General features: G+C 68.5%; 15 protein-coding genes. 11 read left to right on the top strand and 4 right to left on the bottom strand.

Translation table 11 applies throughout. From position 1 onward, the window contains the following. The first annotated feature begins 130 nt into the window (after positions 1 to 130). From ACIRR9_RS51305 to ACIRR9_RS51265, 9 genes are all read left to right on the top strand, one after another. A complete protein-coding gene (locus ACIRR9_RS51305) occupies positions 131 to 1285 on the top strand; it encodes a D-alanine--D-alanine ligase family protein (RefSeq protein ID WP_403767504.1) in 1155 nt (384 codons plus the stop codon). Between the two features lie 322 nt (positions 1286 to 1607). Continuing rightward, positions 1608 to 2480 (top strand): LysR family transcriptional regulator, encoded by an 873-nt coding sequence (locus ACIRR9_RS51300; RefSeq protein WP_359206674.1) that lies wholly within the window; start codon positions 1608 to 1610, stop codon positions 2478 to 2480. A 187-nt stretch (positions 2481 to 2667) separates the two neighbouring features. Further along, positions 2668 to 4197, top strand: a complete 1530-nt coding sequence (locus ACIRR9_RS51295; protein ID WP_403767501.1) for a GMC family oxidoreductase — start codon at positions 2668 to 2670, stop codon at positions 4195 to 4197. Further along, the gene (locus ACIRR9_RS51290; protein WP_403767498.1) at positions 4194 to 4328 is read left to right on the top strand and encodes a hypothetical protein; all 135 of its coding nucleotides are present in this window, start codon (positions 4194 to 4196) and stop codon (positions 4326 to 4328) included. The genes ACIRR9_RS51295 and ACIRR9_RS51290 overlap by 4 nt, the downstream gene beginning before the upstream one ends. 323 nt (positions 4329 to 4651) lie before the next feature. Further along, complete coding sequence (locus tag ACIRR9_RS51285; protein WP_403072542.1) at positions 4652 to 5656, top strand: DUF4331 family protein; 1005 nt, start codon at positions 4652 to 4654, stop codon at positions 5654 to 5656. A 59-nt stretch (positions 5657 to 5715) separates the two neighbouring features. Then, positions 5716 to 6432, top strand: coding sequence for a hypothetical protein (locus tag ACIRR9_RS51280; RefSeq protein ID WP_403072545.1), 717 nt, complete (start codon positions 5716 to 5718; stop codon positions 6430 to 6432). Continuing rightward, positions 6429 to 7019 (top strand): cytochrome c oxidase subunit 3, encoded by a 591-nt coding sequence (locus ACIRR9_RS51275; RefSeq protein ID WP_403072548.1) that lies wholly within the window; start codon positions 6429 to 6431, stop codon positions 7017 to 7019. The genes ACIRR9_RS51280 and ACIRR9_RS51275 overlap by 4 nt, the downstream gene beginning before the upstream one ends. 3 nt (positions 7020 to 7022) lie before the next feature. Continuing rightward, a complete protein-coding gene (locus ACIRR9_RS51270) occupies positions 7023 to 7259 on the top strand; it encodes a cytochrome C oxidase subunit IV family protein (RefSeq protein ID WP_359206659.1) in 237 nt (78 codons plus the stop codon). A 252-nt stretch (positions 7260 to 7511) separates the two neighbouring features. Then, positions 7512 to 8804 (top strand): MFS transporter, encoded by a 1293-nt coding sequence (locus ACIRR9_RS51265; RefSeq protein ID WP_403767492.1) that lies wholly within the window; start codon positions 7512 to 7514, stop codon positions 8802 to 8804. A gap of 161 nt (positions 8805 to 8965) precedes the next feature. On the opposite strand, the gene ACIRR9_RS51260 is transcribed toward ACIRR9_RS51265, so the two are convergent. Beyond that, positions 8966 to 9559, bottom strand: coding sequence for a response regulator transcription factor (locus ACIRR9_RS51260; RefSeq protein ID WP_403767489.1), 594 nt, complete (start codon positions 9557 to 9559; stop codon positions 8966 to 8968). Between the two features lie 280 nt (positions 9560 to 9839). Next, the gene (locus tag ACIRR9_RS51255; RefSeq protein WP_403767486.1) at positions 9840 to 11024 is read right to left on the bottom strand and encodes a PucR family transcriptional regulator; all 1185 of its coding nucleotides are present in this window, start codon (positions 11022 to 11024) and stop codon (positions 9840 to 9842) included. Positions 11025 to 11511: 487 nt separating this feature from the next. On the opposite strand from ACIRR9_RS51255, the gene ACIRR9_RS51250 reads away from it, so the two are divergent. Together ACIRR9_RS51250 and ACIRR9_RS51245 are read left to right on the top strand one after the other, a co-directional pair. Then, complete coding sequence (locus tag ACIRR9_RS51250) at positions 11512 to 12390, top strand: LysR family transcriptional regulator (RefSeq protein WP_403767483.1); 879 nt, start codon at positions 11512 to 11514, stop codon at positions 12388 to 12390. Between the two features lie 361 nt (positions 12391 to 12751). Continuing rightward, positions 12752 to 14278 (top strand): protein kinase, encoded by a 1527-nt coding sequence (locus ACIRR9_RS51245; protein ID WP_403767480.1) that lies wholly within the window; start codon positions 12752 to 12754, stop codon positions 14276 to 14278. A 144-nt stretch (positions 14279 to 14422) separates the two neighbouring features. Here the strand turns inward: ACIRR9_RS51245 and ACIRR9_RS51240 are convergent, their stop codons facing one another. Further along, entirely contained in the window at positions 14423 to 14863 is a 441-nt protein-coding gene (locus tag ACIRR9_RS51240) for a hypothetical protein (protein WP_403767477.1), read from the bottom strand. Positions 14864 to 15096: 233 nt separating this feature from the next. Beyond that, positions 15097 to 16692, bottom strand: a complete 1596-nt coding sequence (locus ACIRR9_RS51235) for a hypothetical protein (RefSeq protein WP_403767474.1) — start codon at positions 16690 to 16692, stop codon at positions 15097 to 15099. Between the last annotated feature and the right edge of the window lie 56 nt (positions 16693 to 16748).

Here is a 16748-nt window from a genome sequence, read left to right as displayed (position 1 = left end):
CTTTGGCCCCGCCCGCGTCCCCGGGCCATCTGTCCGGGGCTGCCGGCCCCCCCGAGCCGGGGTGCCCGCCGGGGGGGCCGGGCCGCCCCCCCGGCCGCCCCGGCGCCGCACAGCGAAGGAAGCAGAAACCATGACCGAACCATCCACACCCCCTCCGTCCGGATCGCGCCGCAGGCCACTGGTGATACTCCTCTTCGGCGGCCGGAGCTCGGAGCACGGCATTTCCGTCGTGACCGCGGGGGCCGTGCTGCGAGCCATCGACCGGACGAAGTACGACGTCCTTCCGGTCGGCATCACCCGGGACGGGCGCTGGGTCCTGACGGCGGACGATCCCGAGCGCATGGCGATGACCGACGGGCGCCCGCCCATGGTCGAGCAGCTCACGGTTTCGGACCGGGGCAGCATCGTCGTCTCCGTCGATCCGACCGACCGGACCGTCGTCCGCAGCGAACGCGGCACGGAGCCCAAGGTCCTCGGCGAAGTGGACTTGGTCTTTCCCGTACTGCACGGACCGTACGGCGAGGACGGCACCGTGCAGGGCCTCCTGGAGCTGTCCGGCATCCCCTACGTCGGAGCGGGTGTTCTCGCCTCGGCGGTCGGCCAGGACAAGGAGTACATGAAGCGGGTGTTCAGCTCGTTCGGCCTGGCGGTCGGGCCGTACCTGGTGATCAGACCCCGCGAGTGGCAGTCCGACGCGGCGGGGGCCCGCGCGAGGATCAGCCGCTTCGCCGACGCGTACGGCTGGCCGCTGTTCGTGAAACCGGCACGCGCCGGCTCTTCGATCGGTATCACCAAGGTCGACGGGGCGCCCGGCCTTGAGGACGCGATCGCGGAGGCGCACCGGCATGACGCGAAGATCATCGTGGAGGCCCTGGTGCAGGGCCGGGAGATCGAGTGCGGCGTGCTCGAGTTCCCCGAGGGACCGAGGGCCAGCGTGCCGGCCGAGATCCCGGCGCCCGACGCACGCGCGTACTACGACTTCGAGGCGAAGTACCTCCACTCCACCCCCGGAGAGGTGCCCGCGGCGCTGACCGAAAGCCAGACCAGCGAGGTGCGCCGACTGGCCCTCAAGGCGTTCGAGGCCGCTTCCTGCGAGGGGCTGGTCCGTGCGGACTTCTTCCTCACCGAGGAGGGACGGTTCGTCATCAACGAGATCAACACCATGCCCGGCTTCACCCCCGTCTCGATGTACCCGCAGATGTGGCAGGCCAGTGGCGTCGAGTACGGGGACCTGGTGGATCGTCTGCTTCAGGCGGCACTGCGACGGACCACCAGGCTGAGGTGATCCGAGCCGAGCCGGAGCGGGGGTTTCACCGAGAGGCGACCGGACTGCAAAACTCGGGGTTTTGACGATTTCTGCGCCGAGCGGGGTGGAATTGAGCGGCGCCCTCGGCACGCCGCTGAGAATGCGTGCAAGGCTGCGCCCATGACCGGGCGGTCATGTGTCGATGGTAGGCCCCTTTATGTCGGTCAATCATGGCCGTGGACGCCCGGTGGCGCCAATGCCGATTCGCGCAGAAGTCATGCCGGTCTGGCATCGCCAAAGCCCAAGACGCTTTTTCGGATCATAGTTCGACAGGAAAAGCGGCGTGGCTAACATTGGCGTCATGGATATCGACCTCCGGCGTCTCCGCTATTTCGTGACGGTTGCCGAAGAGCTCAGTTTTGTGCGTGGTGCCGAACGACTGAAGATGACGCAACCCGCACTGAGCCGACAGATCCGCGCCCTTGAGGACGATCTCGGAGCGTCGCTGCTTCAGCGCGGCCCGCTGGGTACGGCGCTCACCCGGGCCGGCGGTCAGCTGCTGGAGGACGCACGGCCGCTGCTCGCGGCATCGCTGGCTCTGCAACGGCGAGTCCGGCTCGCCAGCCGTGAGGGGCACCACTTCACCATCGGCTTCATGCCAGGGGTCATAGTCACGCCGATCGTCAGGCAGTTCCGGGCGCTGGCGCCGGAGGTCAATGTGCAGGTGCTGCACACGGCGCCCACCGACCAGGTCGACTATCTGCTCGACGGGCGCGTCGACGTCTGCTTCGTCCGGCTGCCGCTGCCGGTCGACATCTTCGAGATCGTCCCTCTGTTCCCCGAGCCTCGGGTCGCGGCTCTCTCCGACGAACATCCGCTGGCACAGGCGGGGACCGTCCACATCACGGAACTGACGCCGTACCGCTTGCTCCAGGACTCCGCAGACGTACCGGAGTGGCGAGGCACCGACTTCGACGCGGCGACGGCACGCAACCGTCCGGAAGCCGAACGGCCCACCTCGATCGAGGAGAGCCTGGAAGCCGTCGCGTCCGGCACCGGGTTTCTCGTCGTCCCGGCCGGCCTCGCCGATTTCTACCGCCGCCCCGACATCCGTTACGTCCAGCTCACCGGGGTTGCCCCGCGCATGGTGGCGCTGGCGTACGCCAAGAACCGCAAGATGCCGTCCATCGACCAGTTCGCCAAGATCGTGATTGCGGCGCTCGGTTCGGCATAGAGGAACGCGCGTGGGCGAGCGGAACCGCGCTGTTCTGTCGCCATGTCCGATCGGCATGACGCTTCGGGCAATCGGCATTGGCGCGACGAGCCGCGGCCCGCAAAGCTCATCGGCAGAAGGAATGTGAACTGACAGAAAAGGTTTTGACGATGTGTCATCGCGGCTTGTTCGTGCCAGCGGGACAGAGATGACTGCCTATGACTATGTGGTCGTCGGGGGCGGAACGGCCGGCTGTGTTCTCGCGGCGCGACTGTCCGAAGACGCGGCGGCGGAAGTGCTTCTCGTGGAGAGCGGCTCGGCGCTGGGCCCACCGGCCATGCACCTTCCGGTCGGGTTCCCGCTCATTCCGGCCAAGGAGATCCTCTGGTCACGCTGGACGACCCCGCAGCCCGGGACGCTGTCGCGCACGCATCAATGGCCCAGCGGGCGGGTCCTCGGAGGATCGAGTTCGATCAACGCGATGATGCACGTCCGCGGGCACCGCGCCGTGTACGACGCATGGGCGGACAACGGTGCGAAGGGCTGGAGCTACCCCGAGCTGCTGCCGTACTTCCGCCGGACGGAGACGGCGATAGGCCGCAACCCCGCCCTGCGCGGCGTCATCGGGCCGGTGTGGGCGGCGCCGACGACCCAGCTCGACGACGGGTCGTTGACTTTCCTCGGCGCGCTCACCGAGGCCGGTCACGACCTCACCGACGACATCAACGGTGAACGGCAGCACGGCGCCTTCTGGTGCGACCTGGCGGGGGCGGGCGGCCGTAGGCAGAGCGCCGCGGACGCCTATCTGGTCCCGGTGCTCGACCGGCCCAATCTGCACCTGGCCACGGAGGCAGACGTCAGCCGCCTGGTGGTCGAGCGCGGACGCTGCACCGGCGCGGAATACACGTCCTTCGGCACGGCGGAACGCGCCGAGGCGCGCGGTGAGGTGATCGTGGCGGCCGGGACGGTGGGCTCCGCTCACCTGCTGCTGCTCTCCGGTATCGGCCCCGCGGCACATCTGCGTGATGTCGGGATTCCGGTGCTGGCCGATCTCCCCGGAGTCGGCGCCAATCTGCACGATCACCTGCAGTGCCCCGTGGTCTTCGAGACGGGGCGGCAGCTGACGACCAGCCACGGTTTCAGTACGGTCGGTGCCCTGGTGCACAGCGGCGCGACAGCCGTTCCGGACGTTCAGCTGATGCTGCTCGACGCTCCGGCGGACATCGCGGACGTCGGGACGCCCGAGTGCGGTCACACGGTCGCCTTCGCTCACACGGCGCCGGTGAGCCGGGGAACGGTTCGGCTCAGGAGCTCGAACCCGGGCCGGCTGCCGTTGATCGATCCGAACTACCTGGCCGACAGCGCTGACGTGTCAGCCATGCTCGCGGCCCTCGGTATCGCGCGGGAGATCGGCGGCATGCCCGCCTGGGGTCAGTGGGGTGCTCGGGAGACCGCTCCGAGAATGGGAGACGACCTCGTCACCTACGTCCGCGGGAACGCGGCACCCTTTCACAACCCCGTCGGCACGTGCCGGATCGGGATGGACGACCTCGCCGTCGTCGACCCGGACCTGAGGGTGCACGGCGTCGACGGCCTGCGTGTCGCCGACGCCTCGGTGATGCCGTCCATTCCCAACACCGGAGTCAACGCGACCGTCCTGGCCATCGCCGAACGCGCCGCCGACACCATCCGACGCGATGCGAAGCGGCCCCTGGACACGAAGGAGCGGCAACTGTGAAGTTCCTGTGGCGCATGATCGATGAAACGCTCGTCGGCGCGGTGATCTACGCACTCACGTGCAGGCTGCCCCGCAACTCGCCTCGTGCGGACGCCACGCGTGCGAACACGCAGCGGCGCGCCCCCGTGTGATCCATCCCGAATTCGCGAACCTCGTCAGCCGCATCATGCGCGCGCAAGTGGACTGATGCCGAACCGGCATGCAGGGCCAGCGGATAGGCATTGGCGACGAATGACCGCCCCGGGTCAGGATGTTCGACGTGACCCACTTCGACCTCGGAGTGCCTGGCGCAGCGGCAGTAACACACTGCTCGGCGACCGCCATGAGCGCCTGAGCGTCCCGCGGTGGCTTCCCCGGGTTCGCAGAACCGAACCCTCGAATGCTGCGCACACACCAACCGCCGAGTCGGCGAGGCGTCGCCCTGCCCTGCTCAGCTTTCTCGAAAGGCCGATCGATGTCCCACCACCAGGATTCAGCTGCCGCAAAGCAGGACCCACGCCTGGACATCAGCGATGTCTACCTGTTCAAGGGACGGACCGGAACGGTCTTCGTCATGAACACCAACCCGGTGTCGGCCGACAAGGGCTTCCACCCCGAGGCGCTGTACGAGTTCCACATCGACACCGGCGACGACGCGGTGCAGGATCTGACGTTCCGGTTCAGATTCCTCGCCACCGAACCGGACGGCGGGCAGGCTTGGGTGCTCGACCGGCTCACCGGATACGAGGCCACCGACCGCAACGCCTCGGGAGCCCTCGTGGCAACCGGCAGGACGCAGGAGATCGTCACCACGGCGGACGGTGTCAACGTCTTCGTCGGCCGGGCCGGGGACCCGTTCTACCTCGACGGCACCGTCGTCACGGCGGTCGTGACCGCGCTCCGCAACGGCGCGGCGGTGGACCTTTCCGCGTTCGACCCGCAGCGGGCCTCGAACCTGTTCGCCGGCACCAACGTCACCGCCATCGTCCTCGAAGTACCGGACGAGCTCATCGGATCGGGGACGATCAGCCTCTGGGCCACCACCGCCCTTGACGACCACCATGGCGGCTGGCTGCAGATCAACCGGTGCGCGAATCCGCTCGTCAGCACGTTGTTCGACGTCACCGAGGCCGGCTTCGACGACTACAACGCCACTGATCCGCATGCCGACCTCGACAACTACGGCGATCTCGTGCGCCGGAAGGTCGCGGGTCTCGTGGCCGCGAACGACACGCACTCCGACCCGCAGGGCTACGGCGCCGCGATACGCGACGTCATCTTCCCGGATGTCCTGCGCTACCAGGTGGGCACCGAAGCCGACTTCGGCGCGCTGGCCCGCAACGGCAGAGGGCTCACCGAGTCCGCTCCCGAGGCGATGTTCGAGATCGTGCTGAACGCTCCCGTCCCCATGGGCCTGGATGTCGGCCACGCCACCGGGACGCTGCGCGCCGTGTTCCCGTACCTGAGCGCACCGGCCTGACGACGCCAGGGCATCGGCCCCCTCCGCACTCTTCCCCTCCGCAACCAGGAGATTCCCTCATGTCCCGCCGAATCCTGACCGTCTGCGCGAGCTTCGGTTACGTGTTCATCGCACTGTTCTTCGCCGCTCTGCTGATCGCCCACTGGATACCCCCGATGGCGCCGAGCTGGTCGGCGGAGCGGGTGGCGGCCTTCTACACGGACCACGCCAACTCGATCCGTGCCGGCCTCGTGGTCATGCTCGTCGGCGCAGTGACGACCGCACCCTTCGTCGCGGCGCTGTCGAGCCTGATCCGGCGTATCGACTCGCGGCTGGCGCCGCTGGCCGCCACCCAACTCGTCTGCGGTGCCGCCAACGTGGCCGCGATCTTCGTACCGGTCCTGATCTTCACCGCGACGGCCTACCGGCCGGACCGCTCGCCCGACATCACGATGGCGCTCAACGACACGGCCTGGATCACCCTGGTCATGAACGCGTTTCCGGCCGTCGGGCAGGCCATCGCGGTCGGAGTGGCGATCCTGGCCGACAAGCGCCGCACGCCGCTCCTGCCCCGCTGGGCCGCCTACCTGAACTTCTGGATGGCCTTCCTCTTCCTGCCGAGCATCCTGCTGACCTTCTTCAAGACCGGCCCCTTCGCCTGGAACGGCATCCTCTCGTTCTGGGTCGCGGCCGGTGCCTTCGGCGCCTGGTTCCTCGTCATGACACCGCTGATGATGCGGGCCGCGAACCGGGTGGACGACGACCGGGCCCTGGCCGACCTGGAACCGGCGGTATGACCGCCACGGAGGCCCGGACCGAACCCTCGGCGCCCCAGCGTCACCGCCACATCCCCGGCGAGGCCGGACTGTGGGTCTTCCTCCTCGGCGACATGATCATGTTCTCGGTGTTCTTCGGCTTCATCGCGGTACTGCACGGCCGGCACCCGAGGATGTTCCGGGCCTCTCAGCAGGCCCTTCATCCAGACCTGGGACTCCTGAACACCCTGCTCCTGCTGATCGCGTCAGCGCTGGTGGCTTGCGGGCTGCGGCAGCTGCGATCCGGCAGACCTACACGGACACTGCCATGGGCGCTTTTGTGCGCGCTCGGGTTCGCCGCTATCAAGGGCGTCGAATACGCGCTCGTGATCCGCGACGGACATACCCCGAGCAGCAACGACTTCTTCATGTACTACTTCGTGTTCACCGGCATCCACCTGGCCCACCTGGCGATCGGGATCGGCGCGCTGACGGTCCTCATCGTCCTGTCCCGGCGGCCGGCCCTGAGTCGGGGCCAACTGCTGGCCGCCGAGGGAGCAGCCTCGTACTGGCACATGGTGGACCTGCTCTGGCTCGTCCTCTTCCCGCTCTTCTACCTGGTGGCGTGACACATGTGGGTCTTTCCGGTACTCGTCCTGGCCACACTGTCGAGCTGGCTGCTGGGCATCGAAGGCAGCACGTCGACCCTGATCGGCTGCGCGGTCGTCGCCATCGCGCTGATCAAGGTGCGCCTGGTCGGCCTGCACTTCATGGAGCTGCGCAACGCCCCGGCGGCCCTCCGTGGCGCCTTCGAGGTCTACGTCGTGGCCACGGGCGCCACTCTGCTCACCCTCTACGTAATCCTCTGAAATCACCGGACAATTCGCCAAGCCGATTCGGCATGGCAGGCGACGATATCGGCATTAGCGATACCCGTCGACTTCCTCAATAATTTTCCCAGCGATTCCCTTATGGAGGGGAGTTCGCGAGCAGTGGAGGTGAAAAAAATGAAGAAGCAGCACTCCTGGTAAATTCATCGGCCGCTCCGGTACTTGTTCGGGTCCGGAGCGGCCGCACATTCCGCGTAATTTCCGTCATCGCGAGAAACAGGATCCATCACCTTGCGGGCCCCTCGACCTTCGGTGCCGGCGCCGCTGCGCCATTCCGCGTTCAGAAAGCTCTGGTCCGCCACCACGCTGGCCGCCCTGGGCGACGCCATCTCCTCGGTGGCCCTGCCGCTGGCCGCGATCGAGGTCCTGGGCGCCGACGCCGTCCAAAGTGCCGTCCTGTCGGCCGTGATCTGGCTCCCGAGCCTGTTCCTGGCCATACCGGCGGGCACCTTCGCCGACCGTACGGGACAGCACCGCAAGCTCCTGGCCGGCGCCAACCTCCTGCGGGTCGCCGCCCTGAGCACCGTGCCGATCGCAACGGCCTTCGGCCTGCTCTCGCTCCTCCAGCTGGCCGTCATCCTGGCCGTCATCGGCCTGTGCTCGGTGCTGTCGAACGTCAGCGAGAGCGGTCTGTTCGCCACCACCCTGCCGTCCGAGCTCTACGTCGCCGGGCAGGCGGCCTCCTACACGGGCCAGACCGCCGCGATCCTGGCCGGACCCTCCCTCGGTGGACTCCTGGTCCAACTCGCGGGTGTGCCGGCAGCGGTCGGTGTGGACGCGGCCACCGCCGTCACGGCCGCCCTGTTCCTCCTCCGGCTGCGACCGGTGGAGCGCCGCCACGAACCCGGCACCCCGGAGAACCGCGACCGGCGCACAGGCTTGGCCTTCATCCGGCGGAATCCGCTGATCAGGACAGCACTCGCGGTCACCGCCACCGGCAACTTCTTCAACATGCTCTTCTTGTCGGTGCTCGTCTGGTACTACGTCCACAAGCTGTCCCTGACCAGTGCCCAGATCGGGTTCGTGTTCAGCGTGCAGGCCATCGGCGGGCTCGTCGGCGCGGCCCTGGCTTCCCGGCTCGCACGCCGCATCGGCCTGGGCCGGATGCTCCTGGTCGGTTGCCTGGTGTCGCACGCTCCGCTTCTCGTGATCCCCGCCGTCGGCGCCACCGGAAGCCTCGTCTTCGCCCTGGTCCTGGCCTCGACGCTGCTGGGCGGCGTCGGTGAATCCGTCCAGGACATCTCGGTCGGCTCGGTCTTCGCACTGGTGGTGCCACCGCACCTCCGGTCACAGACTCGGGGTGCGTACCAGACCGTGAGCTTCGGCCTCCGGCCGCTGGGCTCGGTCACCGGCGCCCTCATCGCCGCGACAGCGGGAATCCCCGTCGCGCTGTGGGTCGGCGCGATCGGTGGAACCCTCGCCTGCCTCTGGCTCCTTCCCTCACGCCTGCTGTCGTTCAGAGGCCAGGACGACCCGTCCGAGCAGTCCGAGCAGCCGGAAAGTGCCACCGCTCTGTCGCAGTGAGGCAGGGATCGTCGCCGACACCCGACACCAACCGTGGGGCCTGCGCCGCGCCGAACCCGCCCGGCACGTAGGCGACCTGAGGCGGTACTTGATCGGCGAGCCTCGCCCACACCCCAGCCGCGACCCGCAAGTTCACGCTGTACACGCCCCGCTGGGCTCGCTCATATGAGTTTGTTGCGGATGGCATAGGAGACGGCGTGGACGCGGTTGCGCAGTCCGAGGCGGTTGATGACTCCGTAGAGGATCTTCTTGATGTTGCGTTCGGAGTAGCACATCGCGTCGGCTATCTCGGCCAGGTCCAGGCCCTGTGAGACCAGTCGGAGCACGTCGATCTCCCGTGTGCTCAGGCCGGACGGTGTCAGGCCCCTGGGCATCAGCACGTTGCGCTGGAGGCGGTCTGCCTGGTCGAGCAGTTCGCCCTGTACCGCCGATGGCAGCAGCGCTTCGCCGGCGGCGACGGCCAGCACGGCACGGATCAGGGACTGCGGCTTCGCCTCGGCCCGCCAGAGCACGGCCCGTATTCCGCTGTGGGCCGCCACCGTCAGGTCGGCGTACCAGCCGTCGCTGACCACGAGCACGATCCGTGCCGGGGGCGGCATGGGCAGACCGCTCAGCGCTTCCAACGTGGAGTTGTCGGCCGTCTGGATCGCGGCCACCACGACGTCCGCCTCCCTCACCGTGGTGAGCGCCACTTTCGGTCCGCGGCTCAGCCCGGCCGCCAGCCCGGCGTGTGTCACCGGGTCCGCGGCGTCCACGGCCACCGACACCGAGGCCGTGGGGAGCCGTCTTATGACGTCGGTGTGCGGTCGCTGGCCCGGTCTGGCCGCATTGTGCGGGCGCCTGCTGCGCGGCGAGTCGGTGGCTGCCGTATCGATGGGAAGACGTCGGTTCGATTCGGCCTGACGCTGCATCGGCACCACCTCTGCCTGAGCCTCCGTCGGACGGCTTCTCATCGCTGCTCGCTTTCTGAGTTGAACGTGCCGGTCGGGTCAGCGCCAGGGGACGCAGCCGACAGCCGCTACCTCCGCACGGCCGCTATCCGACCCGTCCGGAGGAGACCTGAGCCCAGATGACCGCGAGCCACACCATTGCGCGGTCGCTGTGCCTCTGCAGGTCGAGGCCGGTGAGCTTCTCGATCTGCTTGATCCGGTACAGCAGGGTGTTGCGGTGTATGTGAAGGGCGACCGTGGTGGAGGCGCTGTCGAACTGGTTCTCGACCAGGCAGGCGAGGCTCGCCATCAGCTCGCCGTGGTCCCGGCCTGCCAGCGGGCCGAGGACTCGCTGGGCCACCGCGTCGGCGAGCTCGGGAGAGCGCGCCAGGAGCAGTTGGGGCAGGAAGTCCTCGACCTGGACACGTCCACCCCGATGGGATCGCGATGCGACAGCGACCAGCAGACGCAGATTGTCGACGGCGGTCTGAAGGCCGGCCCGCCCGGCCGGTAGGCCCTGTGCGAGGAGCAGGCGTCGGTCGCCCGTGAACGCGGACCAGTCGAACGCGGGCCCGGTGAATCCGGTGACGCGGACATCCTCGACGAAGGTCAGGGCTCCTGCGGTGCGCAGTCGGGCGGCGAGGTCGGCGCGCTCGGCAGGGGTGGACTTGTCGAGCAGCACGACAAACGGCACGTACGGAGGCATCAGATCGAAGCCGAGCCGAGCGGCACGCTCCTGGTCCTCCACCGTGATGGGCAGGTGGGCGCAGAGGCGGTCGAAGAGGGTGCGCGCCCGCCGGTCGCCCTGTGAGGACGGCAGGTCGGCCTGGTCCGCGTACGCCTGCGTGAACGTCCGGGTGACCATGTCGAGGTAGCTGTCGAGGTGACGCCGCGCCTGGTCGGTCCAGGCCGCCAGATGTCCGCGGTCCTCCGCGGTGGCCAGACCGAGCACGGCGTCCCAGAAGACGCCCGCAGCCTGGTGATGGAGAAGCAGGGCACCGCTCGACGGCTGTCCGGCGGCGGCGCACTCCCGCGCCTGCTCGTATATCTCGGACAGGACGTACGCGTCCGGAGGTGTGCCCCTCACCATCCAGTGCAGGAGCAGGCCGACGTGCCGGCGCAGCGAGGCACGAAGTGCGGAAGCCCCGCAGTCGCGCGCCGAGCACCCGTATCCGGGCGTGCGGTGAAGTACGGGTTCCATACGTTGGACCACGGCATCGGCGTCGATGCGCTCCAGGATGTCGCGCAGAGCCGCTGTCGCAGCCGCAGCGCACTCGGATCTGCCGGTCATGACGGACAGGCACGAACCACGCGGAGAGCCGACCGCCGTGCCGTGCCGTCGTATGCCGCAGCGCTCGGGGTGTGTCCGGTGGACGGCGTGGCCCTGCCCCGGTGCCGGCGTGATCCCATGGTGACTCCTTTCGTGGGGTCCATCCGCCCCGTCGGCCGGAGGGGGGTCGATGCCCGAAGGCGCGGGCGTACCCGCGAGGAGACGGTGGTCCGACCGCGTCCGCGCCTGACGCGCAAGGGGTGCACCGCCCTGTGGCCGCACCCGATCGGCGGTGTGTGTCCCCCGTGTCCCCCGGTCCGCGACGGTGGCCAGCTGTCCTCACGGGCCCGGCGCGATACACAACTGCCGTTACAGCGACGGACGTTGTGGCTTCCCCCCTCGGTCTGACCATGGTGGACCGGCTGAGGGGGACCGCGCCAATGCCTATCTGTTCGATTCTGAAGCCGTTTCGGCATATGCCGTGATGGGCGTGGCTACGATGAGCCGCATGGATCTCGACATACGCCGGATGCGCTACTTCGTGGCCGTGGCCGAGGAGTGCAGCTTCGTGCGGGCGGCGAGCCGTCTCTACATGACGCAGCCCGCGCTCAGCCGTCAGATCCGGGCGCTGGAGGAGGATCTGGGCGTAGTCCTCTTCCTGCGTGACCGGCAGGGCACCGTCCTGACGCGGGCGGGGCACCAGTTGCTGGAGGACGCTCGGCCGATGCTGGCGATGGCGCAGGCGGTGCAGCAGCGGGCGCGGACGGCGAGCCGGGAGGTGAACCAGTTCACCATCGGCTTCATGCCGGGTGTCATCGTCACCCCCATCGTGCGCGAGTTCGCCCGGATGGCGCCCCAGCTCGACATCGATGTCGTCCACACCTCGATCACCGACCAGGTCGACTTCCTGCTCGACGGGCGGGTCGACGTCTGCTACGTCCGACTGCCCCTGCCCGAGGGCATGTTCGAGGTTGTCCCGCTCTTCCCGGAGCCCCGTGTGGTGGCACTGTCCAGTGATCATCCGCTCGCGGAACTCAAGGCGGTGCACGTCGAGGACCTGCGGGACATGACCTTGCTACAGGATCCGAAAGACGTACCGGAATGGCGCGGACGTGTCCCGCTCGACCCGGTGGCGCCGCCGGGGGACACCGGACGGTTCCCGGCGACGATCGAGGAATGCCTGCAGACCGTCGCCTTCGGGTCCGGGTGCTACGTCATGCCGGCTGGCATGGCTGGCTTCTACCGCCGCGACGACGTCGTCTACCTGACGCTGGAGGGCGTCGCACCCCGCATGGTCGCCCTGGCCTACTCCAAGCACCGGACCATGCCCGAACTCCTCCAGTTCGCCGAGCTCTCGCGCCGCATGCTCGGCCCGGGCCCGGACTGACCGGCATCTGTATGGGCAGCGGGCTGTGATGCGCGGTGTGCCCTGCACGCAGGGCCCGTGATCGGAGATCGCGCTACCGGCGGGGCCGTTGTGCTGGTGCCCAAAGAACGGAGATCATGCTGGTCCCGCGCACGTTGTGCGCGGCTGCGTCACGCGTCGACACTGACACACAGGCATCTGCGGTCACAGGACCCGGCATGCCGGAAGGGCGCCCGGCGAGGTGCCCTCACCGTCTCCGCGGTGCGAGGAGGTGACCGGTACCGGATGTCGCCCATGAGCGGCGCGGCGGGCAGGTGCTGAGTCCGCCGCCTCCTGGTCCCGGTCGAATGTCGAACGGCAACTGCGCTGGAGTTCCGCCCTCATGTCAACACCCGTCACTGTCGGACGTCACCGCCTTCAGCGCCTTCTGGGCTGCGGAGGTTTCGGCATGGTCTGGCTCGCCTACGACGACCTGCTCGAAGCCCCGATCGCGGTGAAGGTCATGGCGGAGAAGTGGGTTCACCGCCCCGACCTCCGGGAGCGTTTCCTGGACGAGGCCCGGCTGCTGCGCCAGGCCGCGTCGGACCGCGTGGTGCAGGTGTACGACATCGGCGAACTACCGGACGGGCGCCCGTATTTCGTCATGACCTACGCCGACGGCGGAACGCTGGCCGACCGGCTGGCCCAGGGACCCCTGGCCGTCGACCAGGCGGCGCGGTTCGCGGTGCAGGCCGCACGGGGCGTGGCCGACCTGCACGCGGTCGGCATAGTGCACCGTGACATCAAGCCGTCCAACATCCTGCTCCAGACGGCGTCGGGCGGCCGTGAACGGCTGCTGGTGGCCGATCTCGGCCTGGCCAAGAGCCTGGCGCACGCCTCGGGACTGACGCAGGGCGTGGGATCACCCGGCTACATGGCTCCGGAGCAGGTCCCGGAGGACCGCCTGGTCGACGTCGACGAGCGGGCCGACGTCTACGGCCTGGGCGTACTCACCTACGAGCTGCTCACCGGGAGCCTCCCGGGCTCGACGGAACAGCTCGACTGGCCCGGACCGCCGCGCCCCCAGGTGCCGGCGGCAGTCCGACGCGTGACGCGACGCGCCCTCGAACCGGAGCGGGAGGGGCGCTGGGCCGACGCCGCCGAGTTCGCGGACGCACTCGAAGCCGCCGGTGCCACGACCGTCCGCAGCCGCCTGTTCCGAACCGTTGTACCCGGCAAGGGAACCCGCGCACGGAGAGCGGGGGCCATACTCGCCGGGACCGCAGTCCTCGTGACCGCGGGGCTGGCCACCCGCGCGGCCTTCGAAGCGGACTCCGCCGTCGACACGAAGCCCCGTGCGGGCGCAAGCAGTACAGCGATCGCCGAGCCGTACGCGACCTCTGCCGCCTCGACATCACCGTCCCCGCACCGAGCACCCGCCGCGGCGGCTTCCTCGTCTTCACCCACCCGGACCGCCGCGCCGCCGTCACCAAGCCCCACTTCCGCCGGACGCGACGCCGAGACGACGAAGACGACGGCCCCCACGGGCAAGGCGGCGGCCCCGGACCCGGGCGGGACGGCATCGGCCTCGCCCGAATGGACGACCTTGACCGTGCGGCATGACCAGCAGCTGATGCCGGGTGAGTCCTGGCAGACCAACCGGACGACCATGACGATGCAGACCGACGGCAACCTCGTCATCTACGACGAGGATCACCACCGGCGCTGGTCCTCGGGCACCTCGGGCACCGGATACCGCGCCATCATGCAGGCCGACGGCAACCTCGTCGTCTACAACCAGGACACCTGGGGTGTCTGGAGCTCCGTCACCTCCGGGCACGACGGCGCCTATCTGTACTTCGGCACCGACGGCGGCGTCAGCGTGATCTACCAGGGCACCACCCTCTGGTCCGCCGAAACCCAGCACTGAACCGTCGCCGGTCGTCATGCGGAGCCTTCGTCGTCTGGTTGCAGTTCTGGTAGCAGTTGGACGATCCGGATTCGCGTGGACGTGGACGAACGACAGGGAGACAGCGCACGTAGCCGGACCGAGACCTGGGTAATCGGGCTTATTTCAATCTGCGCTGCCCCCCAATGCGGCTTCCTGCCGCTTCCAAGGGCGCGTGGGAATCTGAGGTGCCGGGAAGCCCGCCTTCGCCGCTTCCCAGTCCGCGAGGAAGGCGGGAGAGAGATCGGAACGCTCAACGACTCTGACCGCCTCACGCACCGTAGTCACCTCGCCCTCCGGCGACGCATGCGTGAAACCGAGCGCGACCAAGCGGTCGATGCACTCGTCGCGCTCGGCCGCCGAAAGCCGTGCGAATGCCGCGATGAACATCAGGACCATCGGGTTGGTGACCGATCTGAAGTCCATAAGTGTCGGGTCCGCGTCACAGAGCCCCAGGTGGAAGAGCGCACCCACATCCTCCGGTGCTTGGAAGAGGGCCCCGAACACAGCAGGGTGCAGGGACATCACCAAGGTGTCTGGATCACCGATGGCGATCTCCATGTGCATGCGCTCGTCCGTCGCGGGCAGCAGCTGCCGCGGAGGCAAGGGTTGAAGAGCCCTTCTGGCGGAATCGATCCGACTGCGGTGGGTGTTGGAACGGCCTCCGGGTCCCGGAAGGCATCTTTCCCCCGGCGCCACTGAGCAGTCCGGGCATGTGCGGTCGCGCGCTGCCGCACGCAGGGCGGGATCCACAGCTCTGGTCACGACTTGCAGCCTTTCGAGTTTCAGATGCTCAAGCCCTACCGGTCAGCCGACGTGTCGGCTTCGATGTCGTCCTCCGGGTCCGAGTTCGGGTTCGCTGCCCGCTGGGCCGCGAGGCTGCGGTGGAATTCGAGGAGCCAGCCGGGCGGGTCGTGGAAGAGAGCCGCGAGTTCGCCGACGGTACGCACGTCCAGGCGCTGCTTGACTCCAGCGGCGTGCGCGATTTGGAGAGCCTTGGTGACCTGACCGGACTGCAGTCGCTCGGTGGGCGGCTTGGCCAGCGTTCGTTCCGCTCGGGCCGAGATCAACATACGGGGATGCGGTGGACCGGTCCGTGGAGTCGGCCGGGCCGCTTCCGGTTCGTTGCGGTCCTTCGGCTTGGCGGCCGATGCTCGTGCCAGCTGACGTGCCTGGTTGATCGCCCGCTTGGCTGCCAGCGTGTGGTGGAAGTCGACCAACCACTGCGGTGGAGAAGCAAAGACCGCTTGAAGCTCGCGTACGTTTCTGATCATCAGAGCGCGCCCCTCGAACGTCCCTGGCGCCATCTGAAGTGCCTTGCTCACCTGCGTGGATGTCAACTGCTGGTCGAGGGGCAATGCGAGCAGTACCTGTGCCTTGGCCGAAACGAGCAGGCCGGGATGCGGCGGTGGAGGCGGAGCCGTGCGCTGGGTCGGCATCACCGTGGGAGTGACAGCGGGCTGCCGCTGCTCGGCGAATGTGATCAGTTTCGTGACCGCGGTGTCCGGAATGTGATGCCAGCGGGGCTGGGGGCGATGGTTGGGCCGGGCGGCCTGCTGGTGATAGCGCATCGGTAGCCGCCAGCCTTGGTGCCGAGCGAGCCTGGATGCGTGCCGGGCCTGGGTCTCCGAGACGCCCCCCTTGGCCGTAAGCACGTCCAGCAGGCGGTCCTCAGGGGTATCTGGGCACCGCTCGCAGGCACTGCAGATCCGCCATACCCGGCCCCGGATCTCCAACTCGACCGTGTCCGGCTGGGCCGGGCCACCGCAGTAAGCACAGCCCCATGCCGTATGCGCGGCGACTGTGGGCCGAACGCTACGCGGGAGCGGGCCGACTGCCGGCAGCTCGCGAAGAAGCCCTTCCAGGACGTTCAGCTCTGCTGGAAGCGGCTCGTCCGCCACCGGCTTCCGAGACGTGGCCGCATTCTGGAGCAAGGGCTGGGGCGCCAACGACCGCATCCCCAGGACGGCACGCAGCGCGTCGACACGCGCTTCGTCAGCGATCGGATGGCCGGCCGCGGTGCCGTACACCTGAGGGCGTTGTTCGGCAACACACAACGCGTCGGTGGCCTCGGCCAAAAACCTGGCCGGGATCCTGCGCTTCTTTGCTGCGGCGGTGACCAGAGGCAGGACCTTCCGGATCTCTGGCCCGTCCATGGCCACAAGGATGCGGTGGGCGGCCTTGACGCCCTGCTCGCCGATCTGTTCCAGACCCGGCCAGCTTCGCAGCGAAGCGCACGCCATTGCCAGGTATTTGAACGCCTCGCGCCGGCACTGCGCGGCGTATCGGATCCGGCTCGCCTTCTCTGCGGCCTCCGCTTCACGAACACGTCGGCGGGTGTCGTCGACCCGTGCGGCCCACTGCTCCAGGCCGGCCTGGATCTCGTTCGTCAGCATTCCGGTTCAGGAGCGCCGGACTCAACGCGGGCACTGGCCGTACGAGCCTGCGCCGA

It is taken from the genome of Streptomyces sp. NPDC101234 (assembly GCF_044767525.1).
GTDB lineage: Bacteria > Actinomycetota > Actinomycetes > Streptomycetales > Streptomycetaceae > Streptomyces > Streptomyces sasae.
This window is presented reverse-complemented; position numbering and strand designations above follow the sequence as displayed.

Bases quoted from the DNA above. Each gene is read 5' to 3' on its own strand.
- ACIRR9_RS51300 (WP_359206674.1), top strand. From the start codon at position 1,608: ATGGATATCGACCTCCGGCGTCTCCGCTATTTCGTGACGGTTGCCGAA.
- ACIRR9_RS51240 (WP_403767477.1), bottom strand. From the start codon at position 14,863: ATGCACATGGAGATCGCCATCGGTGATCCAGACACCTTGGTGATGTCC.
- ACIRR9_RS51245 (WP_403767480.1), top strand. From the start codon at position 12,752: ATGTCAACACCCGTCACTGTCGGACGTCACCGCCTTCAGCGCCTTCTG.
- ACIRR9_RS51280 (WP_403072545.1), top strand. From the start codon at position 5,716: ATGTCCCGCCGAATCCTGACCGTCTGCGCGAGCTTCGGTTACGTGTTC.
- ACIRR9_RS51250 (WP_403767483.1), top strand. From the start codon at position 11,512: ATGGATCTCGACATACGCCGGATGCGCTACTTCGTGGCCGTGGCCGAG.
- ACIRR9_RS51235 (WP_403767474.1), bottom strand. From the start codon at position 16,692: ATGCTGACGAACGAGATCCAGGCCGGCCTGGAGCAGTGGGCCGCACGG.
- ACIRR9_RS51270 (WP_359206659.1), top strand. From the start codon at position 7,023: ATGTGGGTCTTTCCGGTACTCGTCCTGGCCACACTGTCGAGCTGGCTG.
- ACIRR9_RS51285 (WP_403072542.1), top strand. From the start codon at position 4,652: ATGTCCCACCACCAGGATTCAGCTGCCGCAAAGCAGGACCCACGCCTG.
- ACIRR9_RS51295 (WP_403767501.1), top strand. From the start codon at position 2,668: ATGACTGCCTATGACTATGTGGTCGTCGGGGGCGGAACGGCCGGCTGT.
- ACIRR9_RS51305 (WP_403767504.1), top strand. From the start codon at position 131: ATGACCGAACCATCCACACCCCCTCCGTCCGGATCGCGCCGCAGGCCA.
- ACIRR9_RS51255 (WP_403767486.1), bottom strand. From the start codon at position 11,024: ATGACCGGCAGATCCGAGTGCGCTGCGGCTGCGACAGCGGCTCTGCGC.
- ACIRR9_RS51275 (WP_403072548.1), top strand. From the start codon at position 6,429: ATGACCGCCACGGAGGCCCGGACCGAACCCTCGGCGCCCCAGCGTCAC.